General features: G+C 64.9%; 17 protein-coding genes, 2 tRNA genes and 1 pseudogene. 16 read left to right on the top strand and 4 right to left on the bottom strand.

From position 1 onward, the window contains the following. The first annotated feature begins 2 nt into the window (after nt 1-2). From folP to FM069_RS13260, 16 genes are all read left to right on the top strand, one after another. Nucleotides 3-854: a dihydropteroate synthase gene (folP, locus tag FM069_RS13335; protein ID WP_143488855.1), complete on the top strand. Its 852-nt coding sequence runs from the start codon at nt 3-5 to the stop codon at nt 852-854. A gap of 10 nt (nt 855-864) precedes the next feature. After that, on the top strand, nt 865-2,202 hold the full coding sequence (gene glmM, locus FM069_RS13330) for a phosphoglucosamine mutase (protein ID WP_143488854.1): 1,338 nt from the start codon (nt 865-867) through the stop codon (nt 2,200-2,202). A gap of 65 nt (nt 2,203-2,267) precedes the next feature. Next, nucleotides 2,268-3,023: a triose-phosphate isomerase gene (gene tpiA, locus FM069_RS13325; RefSeq protein WP_143488853.1), complete on the top strand. Its 756-nt coding sequence runs from the start codon at nt 2,268-2,270 to the stop codon at nt 3,021-3,023. A 1-nt stretch (nt 3,024) separates the two neighbouring features. Further along, on the top strand, nt 3,025-3,426 hold the full coding sequence (gene secG, locus FM069_RS13320; RefSeq protein WP_143488852.1) for a preprotein translocase subunit SecG: 402 nt from the start codon (nt 3,025-3,027) through the stop codon (nt 3,424-3,426). 13 nt (nt 3,427-3,439) lie between these two features. After that, nucleotides 3,440-3,525 (top strand) — tRNA-Leu (locus tag FM069_RS13315). A 94-nt stretch (nt 3,526-3,619) separates the two neighbouring features. Next, nucleotides 3,620-3,696, top strand: a tRNA-Met gene (locus FM069_RS13310). Between the two features lie 129 nt (nt 3,697-3,825). After that, the gene (gene rimP / locus FM069_RS13305) at nt 3,826-4,284 is read left to right on the top strand and encodes a ribosome maturation factor RimP (RefSeq protein ID WP_143488851.1); all 459 of its coding nucleotides are present in this window, start codon (nt 3,826-3,828) and stop codon (nt 4,282-4,284) included. A gap of 47 nt (nt 4,285-4,331) precedes the next feature. Continuing rightward, nucleotides 4,332-5,813 carry a transcription termination factor NusA gene (gene nusA / locus FM069_RS13300; protein ID WP_143488850.1) on the top strand — a complete coding sequence of 494 codons (1,482 nt, stop codon included), beginning with the start codon at nt 4,332-4,334 and terminating at the stop codon, nt 5,811-5,813. A gap of 26 nt (nt 5,814-5,839) precedes the next feature. Continuing rightward, on the top strand, nt 5,840-8,344 hold the full coding sequence (gene infB / locus FM069_RS13295; protein WP_143488849.1) for a translation initiation factor IF-2: 2,505 nt from the start codon (nt 5,840-5,842) through the stop codon (nt 8,342-8,344). 126 nt (nt 8,345-8,470) lie between these two features. After that, nucleotides 8,471-8,860: a 30S ribosome-binding factor RbfA gene (gene rbfA / locus FM069_RS13290; RefSeq protein WP_143488848.1), complete on the top strand. Its 390-nt coding sequence runs from the start codon at nt 8,471-8,473 to the stop codon at nt 8,858-8,860. A 3-nt stretch (nt 8,861-8,863) separates the two neighbouring features. Further along, nucleotides 8,864-9,781, top strand: a complete 918-nt coding sequence (truB, locus tag FM069_RS13285) for a tRNA pseudouridine(55) synthase TruB (RefSeq protein ID WP_143488847.1) — start codon at nt 8,864-8,866, stop codon at nt 9,779-9,781. A 154-nt stretch (nt 9,782-9,935) separates the two neighbouring features. Further along, on the top strand, nt 9,936-10,205 hold the full coding sequence (gene rpsO / locus FM069_RS13280) for a 30S ribosomal protein S15 (RefSeq protein WP_143488846.1): 270 nt from the start codon (nt 9,936-9,938) through the stop codon (nt 10,203-10,205). 173 nt (nt 10,206-10,378) lie between these two features. After that, the gene (pnp, locus tag FM069_RS13275; RefSeq protein ID WP_143488845.1) at nt 10,379-12,484 is read left to right on the top strand and encodes a polyribonucleotide nucleotidyltransferase; all 2,106 of its coding nucleotides are present in this window, start codon (nt 10,379-10,381) and stop codon (nt 12,482-12,484) included. Nucleotides 12,485-12,665: 181 nt separating this feature from the next. Continuing rightward, nucleotides 12,666-14,075, top strand: coding sequence for a tetratricopeptide repeat protein (locus FM069_RS13270; protein ID WP_143488844.1), 1,410 nt, complete (start codon nt 12,666-12,668; stop codon nt 14,073-14,075). Nucleotides 14,076-14,267: 192 nt separating this feature from the next. Further along, entirely contained in the window at nt 14,268-14,624 is a 357-nt protein-coding gene (locus tag FM069_RS13265; protein ID WP_143488843.1) for a BON domain-containing protein, read from the top strand. 112 nt (nt 14,625-14,736) lie between these two features. Next, on the top strand, nt 14,737-14,934 hold the full coding sequence (locus tag FM069_RS13260; protein ID WP_143488842.1) for a CsbD family protein: 198 nt from the start codon (nt 14,737-14,739) through the stop codon (nt 14,932-14,934). Between the two features lie 94 nt (nt 14,935-15,028). On the opposite strand, the gene FM069_RS13255 is transcribed toward FM069_RS13260, so the two are convergent. From FM069_RS13255 to FM069_RS13240, 4 genes and pseudogenes are all read right to left on the bottom strand, one after another. Further along, a complete protein-coding gene (locus tag FM069_RS13255) occupies nt 15,029-16,465 on the bottom strand; it encodes a rhomboid family intramembrane serine protease (protein ID WP_143488841.1) in 1,437 nt (478 codons plus the stop codon). Between the two features lie 24 nt (nt 16,466-16,489). Next, nucleotides 16,490-16,795 (bottom strand): DUF2845 domain-containing protein, encoded by a 306-nt coding sequence (locus FM069_RS13250; protein ID WP_233282037.1) that lies wholly within the window; start codon nt 16,793-16,795, stop codon nt 16,490-16,492. 82 nt (nt 16,796-16,877) lie between these two features. Next, a complete protein-coding gene (locus tag FM069_RS13245) occupies nt 16,878-17,894 on the bottom strand; it encodes a class I SAM-dependent rRNA methyltransferase (protein WP_143488839.1) in 1,017 nt (338 codons plus the stop codon). Nucleotides 17,895-17,941: 47 nt separating this feature from the next. Beyond that, nucleotides 17,942-18,153 (bottom strand): annotated as a pseudogene (locus FM069_RS13240) (acetyl-CoA C-acetyltransferase); the annotation flags it as partial.

Raw genomic sequence — 18,153 nt, 5'->3', positions numbered from 1 at the left:
GGATGTCCTGCCTTCCTGACCAGACCCGGTTGCCTTGCGGCAACCGGGTTCTTGATTTATCCCATACCCATGTCATGGGTATTCTCAATGTCACCCCGGATTCCTTCTCCGATGGCGGTCGCTTCGCGGCGTGCGACGCTGCGCTGCGCCATGCAGAGGCCATGTGGGCGGCGGGGGCGTCGCTCGTCGATGTAGGGGGGGAGTCCACGCGCCCCGGCGCGCAACCGGTCACCCCCCAGCAGGAACTGGAGCGTGTGGCGCCCGTGGTCGAGGCGATCGCCAGCCGTTTGGACGTGATCGTTTCGGTGGATACCTCCACGCCGGAAGTCATGCGTGAAACCGCTCGCCTGGGCGCCGGCCTGATCAACGATGTTCGTGCATTGCGACGGCCCGGCGCGCTGGAGGCGGCGGCGCAGAGCGCGCTTCCGGTTTGCCTGATGCATATGCGCGACGAGCCCGGGACCATGCAGCAGAATCCCCATTACGATGACTTGCTGGGCGAGGTTCGTGCCTTTCTCGCCGAGCGCGTCGAGGCGTGTGCATCGGCAGGCGTGCCCGTCGAGCGTATAATCCTCGATCCGGGTTTCGGCTTCGCCAAGAACCTGGAGCATAATCTCGGCCTGTTCAGGCATATGCCCGAGTTGCTGGCCTTCGGTCGACCCTTGTTGGTCGGCGTTTCCCGCAAGAGCATGATCGGCCAGGTGCTGCAGCGCGACGTGAATGAGCGTCTTTCCGGCAGCCTGGCACTGGCCGCGTTGGCCATTACCAAAGGGGCCCGTATCCTGCGCGTGCATGACGTGGCCGAAACAGTCGATGTGGTTCGAATGATCGCCGCGGTCGAGACGGCGAAATAGAAGGTCTGCTATGAGTAGGAAGTATTTCGGTACCGACGGCATCCGCGGTCAGGTCGGTCAGTTTCCCATTACCCCCGATTTCATGCTGAAGCTTGGCTGGGCCGCCGGTATGGCGTTCCGCAAGCAGGGCAAGTGCCGCATCCTGGTCGGCAAGGACACGCGTATCTCCGGTTACATGTTCGAGTCCGCGCTGGAGGCAGGCCTCTCCGCTGCCGGTGCGGATGTCATGTTGCTGGGCCCGATGCCGACCCCGGCGATCGCTTACCTCACGCGCACCTTCCACGCCGAGGCGGGGATCGTCATCAGCGCGTCCCATAATCCTCACTACGACAATGGCATCAAGTTCTTCTCGGGCCAGGGCACCAAGCTCCCGGACGAAGTGGAACTGATGATCGAGGAGCTACTCGACCAGTCCATGACGGTGGTGGAGTCCGCGCAACTGGGCAAAGTGTCGCGGATCAACGATGCTGCGGGCCGCTACATCGAGTTCTGCAAGAGCAGCGTGCCGTCGAGTACTAGCTTCGCCGGGCTGAAGCTGGTGGTGGATTGCGCCCACGGCGCGACCTACAAGGTAGCGCCCAACGTCTTCCGTGAGCTGGGTGCCCAGGTGTCCGTGCTGGCCGCCCAGCCTAACGGGCTCAACATCAACGATGAGTGTGGCTCTACCCATGTGGAAAGCCTGCAGGCGGAGGTCATCGCCCAGCAGGCTGACCTAGGCATCGCGTTCGATGGCGATGGCGATCGGGTGCTGATGGTCGACCATACCGGCGCGGTGGTGGATGGCGACGAGCTGCTTTTCCTGATTGCCCGGGATCTGCAGGAGCAGGGCCTCCTGAAGGGCGGCGTGGTCGGTACGCTGATGAGCAACCTGGGGCTCGAACTCGCCCTCCAGGAGCTGGACATTCCCTTCGTCCGCGCCCGGGTCGGGGACCGTTACGTCATGTCCGAGCTGGCTTCCCGAGGCTGGCAGCTGGGTGGGGAGAATTCCGGGCATATCGTCTGCTGCCAATACACCACCACCGGTGACGCGATCATCGCGGCACTGCAGGTGCTGATGGCGCTGAAACGCCGAGGCCAGAGCCTCGCCGAGGCGCGCCAAGGCATGCGCAAGTGCCCTCAGGTACTGGTCAATGTGCGCTTTGCCGGGGGCCGGGATCCCGTGTCCCATCCGGCCGTCCAGGACGCCTGCGAGCGGGTGAATGCCCATATGGCTGGCCGCGGTCGCGTCCTGCTGCGCAAGTCCGGCACCGAGCCGTTGGTGCGGGTGATGGTGGAAGGCGATGACGAGACCCAGGTGCGCGGGTACGCCGAAGAGCTGGCCAAGGTCGTGACTGAGGTATGTGCTTGATTTGGCTTGCCAGTCCTCAGGCCCTTGGGTAATATCTGCGCCCACTTTGATCGACGAGGTATCCCATGCGTCGCCCCTTGGTTGCCGGTAACTGGAAAATGCACGGTACCTGCGCCAGCGTCGCTGAGCTCGTCGAAGGCCTTCGCCAATTGCAGCTGTCGGATGCGGTAGAAGTGGCAGTGATGCCGTCCTTCGTTCATCTCGCAGCAGTCGAGGCGGGGCTCCGGGGTTCACGGGTCGAAGTGGGTGCCCAGGATTGTTCCGTCGAGGCGGGGCAGGCAGCGCGCACGGGTGAGGTGTCGGCCAGCCAGTTGGCGGACATGCAGTGCAGGTGGGTGCTGGTAGGGCACTCCGAGCGTCGTTCCCTGTTGGGGGAATCTGATGCCGTTGTCGCGGGTAAGTTTGCCGCGGCCTTGCAAGGGGGGCTGGTGCCGGTGTTGTGTGTCGGCGAAACCCTGCAGGAGCGTGAAGCTGGCGAGACCCTGGCCGTCGTCGGTCGCCAGGTCGAGCGAGTGCTCGATGAAGTGGGTGTCGAGAATTTTGCCCGCGCCGTGATCGCTTACGAGCCGGTGTGGGCTATTGGGTCCGGGCTCTCCGCTACGGCAGAGCAGGCCCAGGAAGTACATGCGGCCATTCGTGCGCAGCTTGCGTCGAAGAGCCAAAGTGTGGCGGGCGCTATGCGGATCCTGTACGGCGGTAGTGTCAAGCCGTCCAGCGCCGCGGAGCTGTTCGGTATGCCAGATATCGATGGGGGGCTGATTGGTGGTGCCTCTCTGAACGCAGATGATTTCGGTGCGATCTGTCGCGCTGCAGGGTGTTGAGATGCTGGAAACCGTCATTATCGTAGTCCACTTGCTGGTTGCCATCGGGGTCGTTGCCCTGGTTTTGCTGCAGCAGGGGAAAGGTGCGGACGCAGGGGCCTCGTTCGGTTCGGGCGCTTCGGCCACTGTCTTCGGAAGCCAAGGTTCCTCTACCTTCCTGAGTCGTTTTACTGCTATACTCGCCACGGTTTTTTTCTTGACCAGCTTGGGTTTAGGCTACCTCGCTAAAGAGAAATCTAGCGCGATGAGCCAGGTTGGTTTGCCAGACCCCGCCGCAATCGAGGTCCAGCAGCCCAAGCCGGCAGCAAGTGATGTGCCTGTTCTCGAAGAGCAGAAGCCTGCGGACAAGGCAGGTGATGTTCCTCAGGATGCTCCGGCGCAAGCGCCTGCGGAGCAGAAGTAAAAGAGCAAGTTTTGCCGAGGTGGTGGAATTGGTAGACACGCTACCTTGAGGTGGTAGTGGCCATAGGCTGTAGGGGTTCGAGTCCCCTCCTCGGTACCATACAAGAAGGCCCGCATTAGCGGGCCTTCTTCTTCAGGAAGCGTTCGGTTGACCCCTTGGATGGGCTGGCCGTATACTTCCGCTCCAGCTTTGACGCGGGGTGGAGCAGCTTGGTAGCTCGTCGGGCTCATAACCCGAAGGTCGTTGGTTCAAATCCAGCCCCCGCAACCAGTTTTAGCGGAGCCCCTTATTAGGGGCTTTTTGCTGGCTGGACAGTCGCCGACGACGTCTGTCGATTGGCATTGATGATGGGCGTTTCGCCCATTTTTTATTTGTACGGCATACGCGAGGGGGTCCCAGGTGTCGAGCAAGCTAGAACAGTTGCAGGCCTTGCTGGCCCCAGTGGTCGAGGCCCTTGGCTACGAATGCTGGGGCGTCGAGTTCCTGTCTCAAGGGCGGCATTCGCTGCTTCGCGTCTATATCGATCATGCCAACGGAATCCTGGTGGAGGACTGCGAGAAAGTCAGCCGCCAGGTCAGTGGCGTGCTGGACGTGGAAGATCCGATCAGCAGCGAGTACACCCTGGAGGTGTCGTCGCCGGGCATGGATCGGCCATTGTTCACGCTCGATCAGTTCGTTCGCCATATCGGTGAGCAAGTGAAGATCAAGCTGCGGGCGCCTTACGAAGGGCGGCGCAATTTCCAGGGCCTTCTCCGCGGGGTGGAGGAGCAGGACGTGGTGATCCTGATGGAAGACCACGAGTACCTGTTGCCGATCGACTCGATCGACAAAGCCAACATCATTCCCCGTTTTGACTGAGACGCGGATCCCGCGGATCCAATGGATTGCGAAAGGCGAGGCGTACGATGAGCAAAGAAGTATTGCTGGTTGTGGAGTCGGTATCCAACGAGAAGGGCGTACCGGCCAGCGTGATTTTCGAGGCGCTGGAACTGGCCTTGGCCACCGCTACCAAAAAGCGTTACGAAGACGACGTTGATCTGCGCGTGCAGATCAACCGGAACAGCGGCAGCTACGACAGCTTCCGCTGCTGGACCGTGGTGGACGAGGACGACCTCGAGAATCCGGCCGCCCAACTGACCGTTGAACAGGCCCAGGAAAAGCAGGACGGTGCGAAGGTCGGTGACGTGGTCGAGGAGCGCATCGAATCCATCGAGTTCGGTCGCATCGCCGCCCAGACCGCCAAGCAGGTCATCGTGCAGAAGGTGCGCGAGGCTGAGCGCGCCCAGGTGGTGGACGCCTACCGAGAGCGGCTGGGCGACATCATTTCCGGCACAGTGAAGAAAGTTACCCGCGACAGCGTGATCGTCGACCTGGGCAACAATGCCGAGGCGCTGCTGGCCCGGGAAGACATCATCCCCCGCGAGACCTTCCGCGTCGGTGCCCGCGTCCGCGCCCTGCTGAAGGAAATCCGCACCGAGAACCGCGGCCCGCAGTTGATCCTGTCGCGCACCGCGCCGCAGATGCTGATCGAGCTGTTCCGCATCGAAGTCCCGGAGATCGCCGAAGAGCTCATCGAAGTGATGGCTGCCTCCCGCGACCCGGGTTCACGGGCGAAGATCGCCGTGCGGTCCAAGGATAAGCGCATCGACCCCCAGGGCGCCTGCATCGGCATGCGCGGCTCGCGGGTCCAGGCCGTGTCCGGTGAACTGGGTGGCGAGCGCGTCGACATCGTGCTGTGGGACGACAACCCGGCCCAGTTCGTCATCAATGCCATGTCGCCCGCGGAAGTGGCGGCGATCATCGTCGACGAGGATGCCCATGCCATGGACATCGCGGTCGGCGAAGACAACCTGGCCCAGGCCATCGGCCGTGGTGGCCAGAACGTGCGCCTGGCCAGCCAGCTGACCGGTTGGACGCTGAACGTGATGACCGAGGCGGACATCCAGGCCAAGCAACAGGCGGAGACTGGCGACATTCTCCAGGGCTTCATCGACGAGCTGGATGTCGACGAAGAGTTGGCCCAGGTACTGGTAGACGAGGGCTTTACCAGCCTGGAAGAGATCGCCTACGTACCGATGGAAGAGATGCTCAACATCGACGGTTTCGACGAAGACATCGTCAACGAGCTGCGGGCACGCGCCAAGGATCGTCTGTTGACCAAAGCCATCGCCACCGAAGAAAAACTGGCCGACGCCCAGCCTGCCGAAGACCTGCTTTCCCTGGAAGGCATGGACAAGGACCTGGCCGTGGAACTGGCCGTGCGGGGCGTGGTGAACCGCGAAGACCTGGCAGAGCAGTCCATCGACGACCTGCTCGACATCGACGGCATGGATGAAGAGCGTGCCGGCAAGCTGATCATGGCCGCCCGAGCCCATTGGTTCGAGTAAACATCGCGGCCTGAGGAGAGAAGTGGATGACGCAAGTCACGGTGAAAGAACTGGCCAAAGTGGTCGACACACCGGTGGAGCGCCTGCTGCAGCAGATGCGTGAGGCTGGCCTACCGCATACGAGCGCCGATCAAGCGGTGACCGATAGCGAGAAACAGGCGCTGCTGGCCCACCTGAAGAGCAGCCACGGCGAGAAATTGGAAGAACCCCGCAAGATCACCTTGCAGCGCAAGACCACCACCACCCTGCGGGTGGCTGGCAGCAAGACCATCAGTGTCGAAGTGCGCAAGAAGAAGACCTACGTCAAGCGCAGCCCGGACGAGATCGAGGCCGAGCGTCAGCGTGAGCTGGAAGAGCAGCGAGTGGCCGAGGAAGCGGCGCGGCTGAAGGTCGAGGAAGAAGCCCGGCGTCGTGCCGAGGAAGACGCCAAGCGCCAGGAAGCCGCGGCTGCGGCCGTCAAGCCGGCCGTCGAGTCTGCTCCGGCCGGCGTCGTCGAGACGCCCGAGGCTGCGGTTGCCGCCCCTGCGCCGGCCACTGCCGATCGCAAGAAGGAAGAGCCGCGTCGTCCCGACAAGGCCCGCGACGAAGACGATCGCCGCGATCGCAAGCATGCCCAGCACCGTCCCTCCGTCAAGGAGAAGGAGCGCGCGCCGGCTCCTCGCGTGGCCCCGCGCAGCACCGAGGACGAGAGCGACAGCTACCGCCGCGGTGGTCGTGGCGGCAAATCGAAGCTGAAGAAACGCAACCAGCACGGGTTCCAGAACCCGACAGGACCTATCGTGCGCGAAGTCAGCATTGGCGAAACCATCACGGTGGCCGAACTGGCCCAGCAGATGGCAGTGAAAGGCGCTGAAGTCGTCAAATTCATGTTCAAGATGGGCACGCCCGTCACCATCAACCAGGTGCTCGACCGCGACACCGCCCAACTGGTCGCCGAAGAGCTCGGCCACAAGGTCAAGCTGGTCAACGAGAACGCCCTGGAAGATCAACTGGCCGAATCCCTGAAGTTCGAGGGCGAGGCAATCCACCGCGCGCCGGTGGTGACCGTCATGGGTCACGTCGACCACGGCAAGACCTCGCTGCTGGACTACATCCGTCGCGCCAAGGTCGCCGCAGGCGAAGCCGGCGGGATCACCCAGCACATCGGCGCCTACCACGTGGAAACCGACCGCGGCATGGTCACCTTCCTCGATACCCCCGGTCACGCCGCGTTCACCGCGATGCGTGCCCGGGGTGCCAAGGCGACCGACATCGTCATCCTGGTGGTGGCGGCCGACGACGGCGTCATGCCCCAGACCGAGGAAGCCATCCAGCACGCTCGTGCGGCAGGCGTACCGGTGGTCGTGGCGATCAACAAGATCGACAAGCAGGGTGCCGACCTCGACCGGATCAAGAACGACCTGGCCGCACGCGACGTGATCCCGGAAGAGTGGGGTGGCAACACCCAGTTCGTCCCGGTGTCGGCGAAGGTGGGGACCGGTATCGACGAGCTGCTGGAGGCCGTGCTGCTGCAGGCCGAGGTGCTCGAACTGACCGCCATGCCGACCGCGCCCGGTCGCGGCGTCGTGGTGGAGTCGCGCCTCGACAAGGGCCGCGGTCCGGTGGCCACCGTGCTGGTTCAGGACGGTACCCTGCGTCAAGGCGACATGGTGCTGGTCGGCGTCAACTACGGCCGTGTCCGTGCGATGCTCGACGAGAACGGCAAGCCGGTCAAGGAAGCCGGTCCGTCGATCCCGGTGGAGATCCTCGGTCTCGACGGGACCCCGGATGCGGGTGACGAGCTGAGCGTGGTGACCGACGAGAAGAAAGCCCGCGAAGTCGCGCTGTTCCGTCAGGGCAAGTTCCGCGAGGTCAAGCTGGCGCGTGCTCAGGCCGGCAAGCTCGAGAACATCTTCGAGAGCATGGGCCAGGACGAGAAGAAGACCCTCAACATCGTGCTCAAGTCCGATGTGCGGGGTTCCCTGGAAGCACTGCAGGGCTCGCTGTCCGGACTGGGCAACGACGAAGTGCAGGTGCGCGTGGTCGGCGGCGGGGTCGGTGGCATCACCGAGAGCGACGCCAACCTGGCCCTGGCCTCCAATGCCGTACTGTTCGGCTTCAACGTGCGGGCGGATGCCGGCGCGCGGAAGATCGTCGAGCAGGAAGGCCTGGACATGCGCTACTACAACGTCATCTACGACATCATCGAAGACGTCAAGAAAGCGCTCACCGGCATGCTCGGCAGCGACGTGCGGGAGAACATCCTGGGCGTGGCCGAGGTCCGCGACGTGTTCCGTTCGCCGAAGTTCGGCGCGATCGCCGGTTGCATGGTGGTCGAGGGTATCGTCCACCGCAACCGTCCGATCCGCGTGCTGCGCGAGGACGTGGTGATCTTCGAAGGCGAACTGGAATCCCTGCGCCGCTTCAAGGACGACATGTCCGAAGTGCGGGCCGGCATGGAGTGCGGTATCGGCGTGAAGAGCTACAACGACGTCAAGGTCGGCGACAAGATCGAAGTCTACGAGAAGGTCCAGGTGGCGCGTTCGCTGTAAGCGACGCTCCACGCTACCAGGCGGCAGGCCTCGGGCGAACGCTAGCGTTCCGCCCGGGCTTGCCGTTCGCTTTTCTGCTTATTTCCTTTTCCGGCCCTTTTCGTGCGGGCCGGAGCGAGTGACGAAATGGCCAAAGAATTCAGCCGTACCCAACGCATCGGCGATCAGATGCAGCGCGAGCTGTCGCAACTGATCCAGCGTGAAATCAAGGACCCCCGTCTGGGCCTGATCACCATTACCGCCGTCGACGTGAGCCGCGACCTGTCCCATGCCAAGGTGTACATCACCGTCATGGGCCGCGACGACGACCGCGAGCACATCGCCCAGAACCTGGACATCCTCCAGGACGCGGCGGGTTTCCTGCGCATGCAACTGGGCAAGTCGATGAAGCTGCGCAGCGTGCCGAACCTGCATTTCCACTATGACGCCAGCATCCGCCGCGGCGCCGAGCTGTCGGCGCTGATCGAGCGGGCCGTGGCCGAAGACCGCAAGCATCAGAACGATGCCGAGGACTGATCCGTGGCCCAGGTAAAACGCATTCGTCGCCCGGTGAATGGCCTGCTGCTGCTGGACAAGCCCCGGGGACTGACCTCCAACGCGGCCTTGCAGAAGGTGCGCTGGCTGCTGAACGCGGAGAAGGCTGGCCACACCGGCAGCCTCGATCCCCTGGCCACCGGCGTGCTGCCGCTGTGCTTCGGCGAGGCGACCAAGTTCTCCCAGTACCTGCTGGACGCGGACAAGGCCTACGAGACCCTGATGCAGCTCGGTGTCACCACCGCCACCGGCGATGCTGAGGGCGAGATATTGGAGCGGCGCCCGGTGACCGTCGGTCGTGAAGACCTGGAGGCGCTGCTGCCGCGTTTCCGCGGCGAGATCCAGCAGGTGCCGCCGATGTACTCGGCGCTGAAGAAGGACGGGCAGCCGCTGTACAAGCTGGCACGCGCCGGCGAAGTAGTGGAGCGGGCGCCGCGTTCTGTTACTATTGCGCGCCTGGAACTGCTGGCCTGGGACGAGACCCAGGCCAGGCTGGCCGTGGCCTGCAGCAAGGGGACCTACATCCGGACCCTGGTGGAGGACCTCGGCGCGCTACTCGGTTGCGGCGCCCACGTCGCGGAGCTGCGCCGGGTGCAGGCCGGTCCCTTTGGGATCGCGCGCTCGGTGAGCCTCGAGGCTCTGGAGCAGGCCCATGCGGAAGGCGGCTGCGAGGCACTGGACCCGTTCCTGCTGCCGGTGGACAGCGGCCTGGAGCACTGGCCCCTGCTGCGCTTCTCCGAACACAGCGCCTACTACTGGCTGCACGGCCAGCCGGTCCGCGCACCGGATGCACCGCGCTTCGGCATGGTGCGGGTGCAGGACCATGAAGGCCGCTTCATCGGCATCGGCGAGGTCAGCGAGGATGGGCTCGTCGCGCCCAAGCGCCTGATTCGGGCGCAGTAAGGTATACAACGAATTCGGTCGGCAACGATCAGTGAATGCAGGTCCGCGCAGGTGCGCGGATCGCGCTACGAGGGTGGCTGTCGGCAGGCACGGTCATACCTCTTCTCCAAACACGGGAAGCGATTCCTGGCCTGTTCGATAGAGGAAAGCCACCATGGCACTCAGCGCTCAAGAAAAAGCCCAGATCGTCAACGAGTACAAGCAAGCCGAAGGCGACACCGGTTCCCCGGAAGTGCAGGTTGCACTGCTGTCCGCCAACATCAACAAGCTGCAGGATCACTTCAAGGCCAACGGCAAGGATCACCATTCCCGCCGCGGCCTGATCCGTATGGTCAACCAGCGCCGCAAGCTGCTGGATTACCTCAAGGGTAAGGACACCACTCGTTACAGCGCCCTCATCGGCCGTCTGGGCCTGCGTCGCTAAGACGCTCGCGCCACGCCGCTTGAAGCGAGAAGCTGGCAGTTCGGAGCGGAGAGTCGGTCAAGTACCGGTTCCCCGCGTCGGGCTGCCAGCTTCGAGCTTTTCAGGAATAGGCCCGGGTCCGATACCCGCGTTCCTGACCATTTCCCCAAGGCAACAGAGAAGGTAAAGACACCGTGAACCCGGTCATCAAGAAATTCCAGTTCGGCCAGTCGACGGTCACCCTCGAGACGGGCCGCATCGCCCGCCAGGCATCCGGCGCCGTGCTGGTCAGCGTCGACAACGACGTCAGCGTGCTGGTCACCGTGGTCGGCGCCAAGCAGGCCGACCCGGGCAAGGGCTTCTTCCCCCTGTCCGTGCACTACCAGGAAAAAACCTACGCCGCCGGCCGCATCCCCGGCGGTTTCTTCAAGCGCGAGGGCCGTCCTTCCGAGAAGGAAACCCTGACATCCCGCCTGATCGATCGCCCGATCCGCCCGCTGTTCCCGTCCGGCTTCATGAATGAAGTGCAGGTGGTCTGCACCGTGCTGTCCACCAGCAAGAAGACCGATCCGGACATCGCCGCCATGATCGGCACCTCGGCCGCCCTGGCCATCTCCGGCATTCCCTTCGAAGGCCCCATCGGCGCTGCCCGCGTTGCCTTCCACGAGAGCACCGGCTACCTGCTCAACCCCACCTACGAACAGCTCAAGGCCTCCAGCCTGGACATGGTCGTGGCCGGTACCGAGACCGCCGTGCTGATGGTGGAATCGGAAGCCAAGGAGCTCACCGAAGACCAGATGCTGGGCGCCGTGCTGTTCGCCCACGATGAATTCCAGGTGGTGATCAAGGCCGTCAAGGAACTCGCCGCCGAAGCCGGCAAGCCGACCTGGAACTGGAGCGCGCCGGCCGAGAACACCGCGCTGCTGTCCTCCATCAAGAGCGAGTTCGGCGAGGCCATTTCCCAGGCCTACACCATCACTCTCAAGCATGAGCGCTACGGCCGCCTGGACGAGCTGCGCGAGCAGGTGGTCGCCAAGTTCGCCAACCCGGAAGGGCTGCCGAGCCTGGCCGAGGTGAAGGACGCCTTCGGCGAGATCGAGTACCGCACCGTTCGCGAAAACATCGTCAACGGCAAGTCGCGCATCGACGGCCGTGACACCCGCACCGTGCGCCCGCTGAAGATCGAAGTCGGCGTGCTGCCCAAGACTCACGGTTCCGCGCTGTTCACCCGCGGCGAAACCCAGGCCCTGGTGGTCGCCACCCTGGGCACCGCCCGCGACGCGCAACTGCTGGATACCCTCGAAGGCGAGAAGAAAGACGGCTTCATGCTGCACTACAACTTCCCGCCGTTCTCGGTGGGCGAGTGCGGCCGCATGGGCAGCGCCGGTCGCCGCGAAATCGGCCACGGCCGCCTGGCCCGTCGTGGCGTGCAGGCGATGCTGCCGACCGGCGACGAATTCCCCTACACCGTTCGCGTGGTGTCGGAGATCACCGAGTCCAACGGCTCCAGCTCCATGGCCTCGGTGTGCGGCGCGTCCCTCGCACTGATGGACGCCGGCGTGCCGATGAAAGCGCCGGTGGCCGGTATCGCCATGGGCCTGGTCAAGGAAGGCGAGAAGTTCGCCGTCCTCACCGATATCCTCGGTGACGAAGACCACCTGGGCGACATGGACTTCAAGGTGGCCGGTACCGCCAAGGGCGTCACCGCGCTGCAGATGGACATCAAGATCAACGGCATCACCGAAGAGATCATGGAGATCGCGCTGAACCAGGCCCTGGACGCGCGTCTGAATATCCTCGGCCAGATGAACCAGGTGATCGCCCAGTCCCGCAGCGAGCTGTCGGAAAACGCCCCGACCATGCTGGCCATGCGCATCGATCAGGACAAGATCCGCGACGTCATCGGCAAGGGTGGCGCCACCATCCGCTCCATCTGCGAAGAGACCAAGGCGTCCATCGACATCGAGGACGACGGCAGCATCAAGATCTTCGGCGAGACCAAGGAAGCGGCCGAGGCGGCCCGCCAGCGCGTGCTGGGCATCACCGCCGAAGCCGAGGTCGGCAAGATCTACGTCGGCAAGGTGGAGCGGATCGTCGACTTCGGCGCGTTCGTCAACATCCTGCCGGGCAAGGACGGCCTGGTGCACATCTCGCAGATCAGCGACCAACGCATCGAGAAGGTCACCGACGTGCTCAAGGAAGGCCAGGAAGTGAAGGTCCTGGTGCTGGACGTGGACAACCGCGGCCGCATCAAGCTCTCCATCAAGGACGTCGCCGCCGCGGAAAGCTCCGGCGTCTGATCCCTCGACGGTCGTACAAGGAGGGCCCCTGCGGGGGCCCTCTTTTTTTGCCCGCGGGACTGCCGTTCGTGCCGCGGATCGGCGGTTCCGGCGGTGCCTCGCGCGGTCCCCCCGCCGCGTGACGTACCATCGCCCCGGGCCGCCGGCCCGCTCGTCGCGTTCGCCCTGGATACCCCCGGTCATGGATATCACTCACTGCCACTATCACCCTGCCGAGCCGGCTACCTGGCACTGCGCACCCTGCCGGCGGCCATACGGCGACTGCTGCGTGCCGCTGAATGCCGACGCGCCCGATCAGACGCCCGGTTGCCCACTGTGTCGGCGCGAGCTGACCTTCCTCGGCGCGGCAAACAGCGCGCAGCCATTCTGGGAGCGCCTGCCAAGCTTCTTCCGCTACGGCCTGCAACCCGGACCCCTGAGTTTGTGTGCCGTGCTGGCGCTGGCCGGGATGTTCATGCCGTCTTCGCTGCTGCTGTGGTTCCTGCTGTTCAGCCTGGCCACCAAGTACCTGTACGGCGTGATCGAAGCCTGCAGCCAGGCGGAAAGCCGGGCCCCGAGCCTGACCAGCGCCTTTTTCGGCGAGGGCTACAGCCTGTTCTTCAAGCAACTGGTGGTGCTGCTCGTCGCCGCCATCCCCCTGTGGCTGGCGCGGGGCAGCGAGACCCTGTACTTGCTCGTGGACCTGGCGATCATGCTGGTGCTTCCCGCCAGTATCATCCGCCTGGCCCTGGACAAGGAGCTGTCGGCGGCCCTGAGCCCCGTGCAGGTAGGGCAGGTGATCGGTGCCATGGGCTGGCGCTACCTGATCCTCTTCGCCTTTCTCTTCGCCCTCTGGCAATCCCCGGCCTACCTCGCCTTCTTCCTCGGCGAGGGGGTGCCCAAGGCGGTGCTGCTGCCGGTGATGCTGTTCTTCTCCGGCTATTTCAGCGTGGTGATGTGCGCCCTGATGGGCTATGCCGTGTTCCAGTACCAGGGCCCGCTGGGCTACATCGTCGCCACCGAAGACGGGGCAGATGCCTACCCGGAGGCCGAATGGCGGCGGCGGGTGGCGCTAATCGAGGCGGAAGTACGGCTGAAGGAAGGGCAGGGCGACAGTGCGCTGGACACGCTGGCCAGTGCGCTGGAGCGGACCCCGGAGGACTTTCAGCTCAACGAGCGCTTCCATCGCCTGCTCTTCGCCCTGCGGGCCCGGGAGCGTTGCCTGCGCCACCTGGCTCACTACCTGCCCCTGGCGGTACGTGCAAACCCCGCCCAGGCGGCCACTGCCTTCCTCAATGGCCGGGCGCTGCAGGCCGACTACCTGCCGGACGACCCGGCGGTTTGCGAGGCGCTGGCGGTGTCCCTGAGCGAGCGGCACAAGCACCGCGAGGCCCTCAGCCTGCTGCGCAACCTGCACCGGCGCGCCCCGGACTATCCATTCCTGGCCCGCGCTTACCTATTGGCCGCGCGCCTATTAGCGGAAGGCCCGGGGGACGTGGAGCAGGCGCGCAAGCTGCTCGCATTTGTCCAGGCGCGCTACCCGCGCAACGTCCAGTCCCCAGAGGCGCGTCAGCTGGAAGCGCTGCTGACGCGCTTGGCCCCTGAAACCTGATTACAGCGTGCAACTTGCATGCGATTTACCTCGTGAACATGCAAGTTGCACGAAAGTAAAACGCTAGTTCGATTTCAAGCTATTGATTTAAAAGGATTTATTTCTAAACCGAGTCTGGCACACCGCTTGCGATCATACCGGGGAGCCTGCCGCCAGACGGCGCAGCACTTAGGACATCACAGGAGTACGACCATGACTAAGACCTTCAACATCTTTGCCCTTGCGACTGCCGCTGCCCTGACCCTTTCCGCCAACGGCGCGTTCGCTGCTCAACAGAACACCCAGGCGCCCATGGTTGTCGCCGCCAACACCGTCGACAAGACTGAAGAAGCTGTGTCCGACACCTGGATCACCAGCAAAGTGAAATCCACTTTCCTGGCCGAGAAAGACCTTAGCGCCCTGGACATCAAGGTCGAGACCAACAAAGGCGTGGTTTCCCTGTCCGGCACCGTGGCCACCGACGCTCAGCGCGAACTGGCCGTTGCCAAGACCAAGACCATCAAAGGCGTGAAAGCCGTTTCCGCCGATGGCCTGAAGTCCGCTGACTGATTCGCTGCAAACGCGCTGAGCCGGGAATCGCTGCTACTGCCCAGCGCGTTTTTCAAGGAGGCTAAGCCCGTGGATAGGGCGGCCCGTGAACGCGGATAACGGAGAAGACACGATGAATTCCGATGTGATCAAAGGTAAATGGAAGCAGCTCACCGGCAAGATGAAGGAACGCTGGGGAGACCTGACCAACGATGATCTCGACGTGGCCGAAGGTCACACCGACTATCTGGAAGGCAAGCTTCAGGAGCGTTACGGCTGGACCAAGGACAAGGCCAAGGAAGAAGTCCGGAATTTCAGCAGCACACTCTGAGCGTGTTGCCGAAATGATGGACCGGCAGGACGCCGACCCCGCACGAAAGCCCCGGCCAGGATCGCCGGGGCTTTTTACATTCAGGAGCTAGACGTCATCCCGACAGGTGCTGGTGGAGAATCGCCACCTGGTTGGCCGCTTCGCTGTCGGGACAGTGGGTGCGCATGGATTGATTCAACTCCGCTACACTGCGTGCGTCTTGCCGCTGCGCCAGCTGGCGCGCCAGGCGCAAGGTCAGTTGAGGCATGTCTGCAGGTAACTGCTGCTGCTTCGCCAGCCGCCGCCAGACGGAAAGCGCCCGGGTGGTGTCCTCCAGACGCAGGAGCGCGGGCAACAGTCGTTGCTGGATGGCCGGGTGTCGCGCCAGCGCCTGCTGAGAACCGTCGCCATCATCCGCCAGGCGGCGCAGAAGCGTCGCTCCCTCGCTGGGCGCCAGTGCGAACACCTGCTTCAGCACGGTGCCCATCAGCACACGATCGCCCCGACCCTTGGCGACTCCGTACAGACGCTCCAGCAGTGGCAGGCGATGGGGATAGCGTTCCAGCAGGGCAGTGCCGCGCTCGGTGGCGCGATCCAGTTCGAACGTGCCGATCAGCCCGTCGAGGCCGGCCAGTTCACGCTTGAACGCGGCATCCGGGTCGACCTTCTCCAGGTAGGCGTCATCCACCCGCTGGCGGCCGCTGCCGCGCAGGGCCAGTACCGCCAGGCAACCGAAGGCCAGGCCGCCCAGGTGCGCGTAGTAGTTGACGTGATCCGCCGCTCGCAGCAGCCCGTACAGCTCCTTGCCCATCCACACCGGGAGAATCCATAGCGCCGGCGCCCGGAAGTAGCCGATCATCGGCCCCAGCCAGCAGAAGAAGCGGATACGCCGCAGCCGGTACAGGCCCAGGTACATGCCCATCACCCCGGCCACCGCGCCGGACGCGCCGATGCCCGGCAGCCAGGAGGGATCGCACAGCCACCACAGCAGGTGCGAGGCCAGGCCGCCTCCCAGGTACAGCGCCAGGTAGGTCCAGCGGCCCAGGGCCAACTCTACCGCGAAGCCGCAGACGAACAGGAACACCATGTTGCCCAGCAGGTGGTCGAAGCTGCCGTGGAGGAACATCGCGCCGAACAGCCCCTGCAGGGTGAAGCGGGCCGGGATGAAGCCGAAGCGGAACACGCTGAGGGTGTCCCGCACCTGTTCCACCCGTTGCCGCGCCTGGCCCCAGGCGGGGTCGGCCAGGTAACCCGGGTCGCGATGCAGGCGCGCTTCGAAGGCCAGGTCCTGGAGGATCAGGGCGGCCTGCGCCTCTCGGGGCAGGCGGGCCGGCATGTCTCGTCCGGCGGGTGCCTCGGGGCGTTCCTGGTACAGCGGCCGTTCGCGGTCCAGCAGGCCGGCGTTCAGGTAGGCCTGCACCGCGCTTTCCAGGCGGTGCGCGTCGCCGCCCTGGTAACCCAGGTAGATCAGTGTGTTGAGCAGGATCAGCAGCAGGGTGACCAGAGGCGGGCGCTTCCAGTCCAGCGCCTGCTCGGCGGGCAGGATGACCATATGGGGGCGTGTTCCGTGGCGGGATCAGTTGCGCTTGCTGTCGACGTTGACCAGGCGACCGCCTTCGAAGCGCAGGTAATAGGTCATGCCACCGCGCATCGGCCCGTACACCCATTCCTCCACCGGAACGTCGCTGACCATGCCGTAGTAGTCGACCACCTGGCGAAAGCCCAGGGACTGCTGGCTGGCCGGTGCGCCGCACTTGGCGGCCACTTCCTGGGTGGTGGCGTCGACGCTGACCAGCCTGCTCTCGCAGCGCATGGTCGAGGAGGCCTGGGCGGAAAAGGCCGCCAGCGACAGCGGCAGGCTCAAGAGAAGCGACAGTTTCACCGGGGCGGCCATCCGAGAGGGGAAAGGCGGCAGCCTACACCGCCGCCGACACGCTGTCAGCGGCCGAGGCGGCGCCGGGCCATCAGAGCTGCAGGACCAGGGTCTTCAGGGGCGGGCGGCCGTCCTGGGAGGGGAAATCGGCGGCCGGGGCCAGCACCTGCACGTCCCGTACCGGGCGGCCGAGCCGCTCGGCGCAGCGCAGCACCTGCTCGCGCCAAGTCTCCAGGTCCACCTTCGCCAGGTTGTTGCAGCAAACCAGGGTGCCGCCCTCGGCCGTGCACAGCAGCGCCGGCTTGAGCAGGCTCTGGTAGTCCCGGGCCAGATCCACGGTGCCGAAGGCGCTCTTGGCCCAGGCCGGCGGGTCCAGCACCACCAGGTCGAAGTCCCTCGGCTCCAGGCGCGGGTAGGCAGGAAGCTTCTGCCCGTGCCGGCGGGCGATGGGCAGCCCGGCCAGCTGGCGGATCGCCGGGAAGTAATCGGACTGGACGAAATGCATGGGCGGCAGGTCGGGGTTCAGGCGGGCGTTCTCCCGGCCCACCGCCAGGTTGCCCTCGGCGAAATCCAGGTTCCACACCTCCTGGGCACCGCCGGCGGCGGCACAGAGGCCGACGCCGCAGGTGTAGGCGAACAGGTTGAGTACTCGGCGGCCGGCGCTGTGCCGCTTCACCCAGCCGCGGGCGTTGCGCAGATCGAGGAACAGCAGCGGGTCCTGGCCGGGGTGACGGCCGCGCACCCGGTAGTTCAGGCCCCACTCCCGGCCCACCAAGTCGGCCAGGGCGTCTGCCGATGGCATATGGATCGGATCGCGCCGGTCGATGCGGGAATTACCCCGGGAGCGGTCGTTGTAGACCAGCAGGCTGGCGAAGCCCAGCGCCTCGTCGCAGAGGCTGGCCACGCCGGCCAGGTCGTCCGGCTCCAGGGGCTGGTGGAAGCTCTGCACCAGCAGTTGCCGGCCGTAGCGATCCACGGTCAGGCCCGGCGCGCCCTCCTGGCTGCCATGGAACAGCCGGTAGCAATCGGTGCCCTGGCCATGCAGCTCGGCGAGCAGCGGGCGACGGGCGAGGAGGGCGGCGCGCAGCGCCTGGTGGAGCGTGGACATGCGCGGCAGCTCGGGCAGGAGGGCCGCGCAGTCTAGCAGGCCGCGACTCAGCGTTCGATGGCCAGGGCCACGCCCTGGCCGCCGCCGATGCACAGGGTCGCCAGGCCCTTCTTCGCGTCGCGGCGGATCATCTCGTGGAGCAGGCTCACCAGCACCCGGCAGCCGGACGCCCCGATGGGGTGGCCCAGGGCGATGGCGCCGCCGTTGACGTTGACCTTGGCCGCGTCCCAGCCCAGCTCCTGGCCCACCGACAGGGCCT

Origin of the sequence: Pseudomonas mangiferae (assembly GCF_007109405.1) — a bacterium.
In the GTDB taxonomy this organism is placed as follows: domain Bacteria; phylum Pseudomonadota; class Gammaproteobacteria; order Pseudomonadales; family Pseudomonadaceae; genus Pseudomonas_T; species Pseudomonas_T mangiferae.
This window is presented reverse-complemented; position numbering and strand designations above follow the sequence as displayed.

Bases quoted from the DNA above. Each gene is read 5' to 3' on its own strand.
- folP (WP_143488855.1), top strand. From the start codon at position 3: ATGTCCTGCCTTCCTGACCAGACCCGGTTGCCTTGCGGCAACCGGGTT.
- glmM (WP_143488854.1), top strand. From the start codon at position 865: ATGAGTAGGAAGTATTTCGGTACCGACGGCATCCGCGGTCAGGTCGGT.
- tpiA (WP_143488853.1), top strand. From the start codon at position 2,268: ATGCGTCGCCCCTTGGTTGCCGGTAACTGGAAAATGCACGGTACCTGC.
- secG (WP_143488852.1), top strand. From the start codon at position 3,025: ATGCTGGAAACCGTCATTATCGTAGTCCACTTGCTGGTTGCCATCGGG.
- nusA (WP_143488850.1), top strand. From the start codon at position 4,332: ATGAGCAAAGAAGTATTGCTGGTTGTGGAGTCGGTATCCAACGAGAAG.
- infB (WP_143488849.1), top strand. From the start codon at position 5,840: ATGACGCAAGTCACGGTGAAAGAACTGGCCAAAGTGGTCGACACACCG.
- rbfA (WP_143488848.1), top strand. From the start codon at position 8,471: ATGGCCAAAGAATTCAGCCGTACCCAACGCATCGGCGATCAGATGCAG.
- rpsO (WP_143488846.1), top strand. From the start codon at position 9,936: ATGGCACTCAGCGCTCAAGAAAAAGCCCAGATCGTCAACGAGTACAAG.
- FM069_RS13270 (WP_143488844.1), top strand. From the start codon at position 12,666: ATGGATATCACTCACTGCCACTATCACCCTGCCGAGCCGGCTACCTGG.
- FM069_RS13265 (WP_143488843.1), top strand. From the start codon at position 14,268: ATGACTAAGACCTTCAACATCTTTGCCCTTGCGACTGCCGCTGCCCTG.
- FM069_RS13260 (WP_143488842.1), top strand. From the start codon at position 14,737: ATGAATTCCGATGTGATCAAAGGTAAATGGAAGCAGCTCACCGGCAAG.
- FM069_RS13255 (WP_143488841.1), bottom strand. From the start codon at position 16,465: ATGGTCATCCTGCCCGCCGAGCAGGCGCTGGACTGGAAGCGCCCGCCT.
- FM069_RS13245 (WP_143488839.1), bottom strand. From the start codon at position 17,894: ATGTCCACGCTCCACCAGGCGCTGCGCGCCGCCCTCCTCGCCCGTCGC.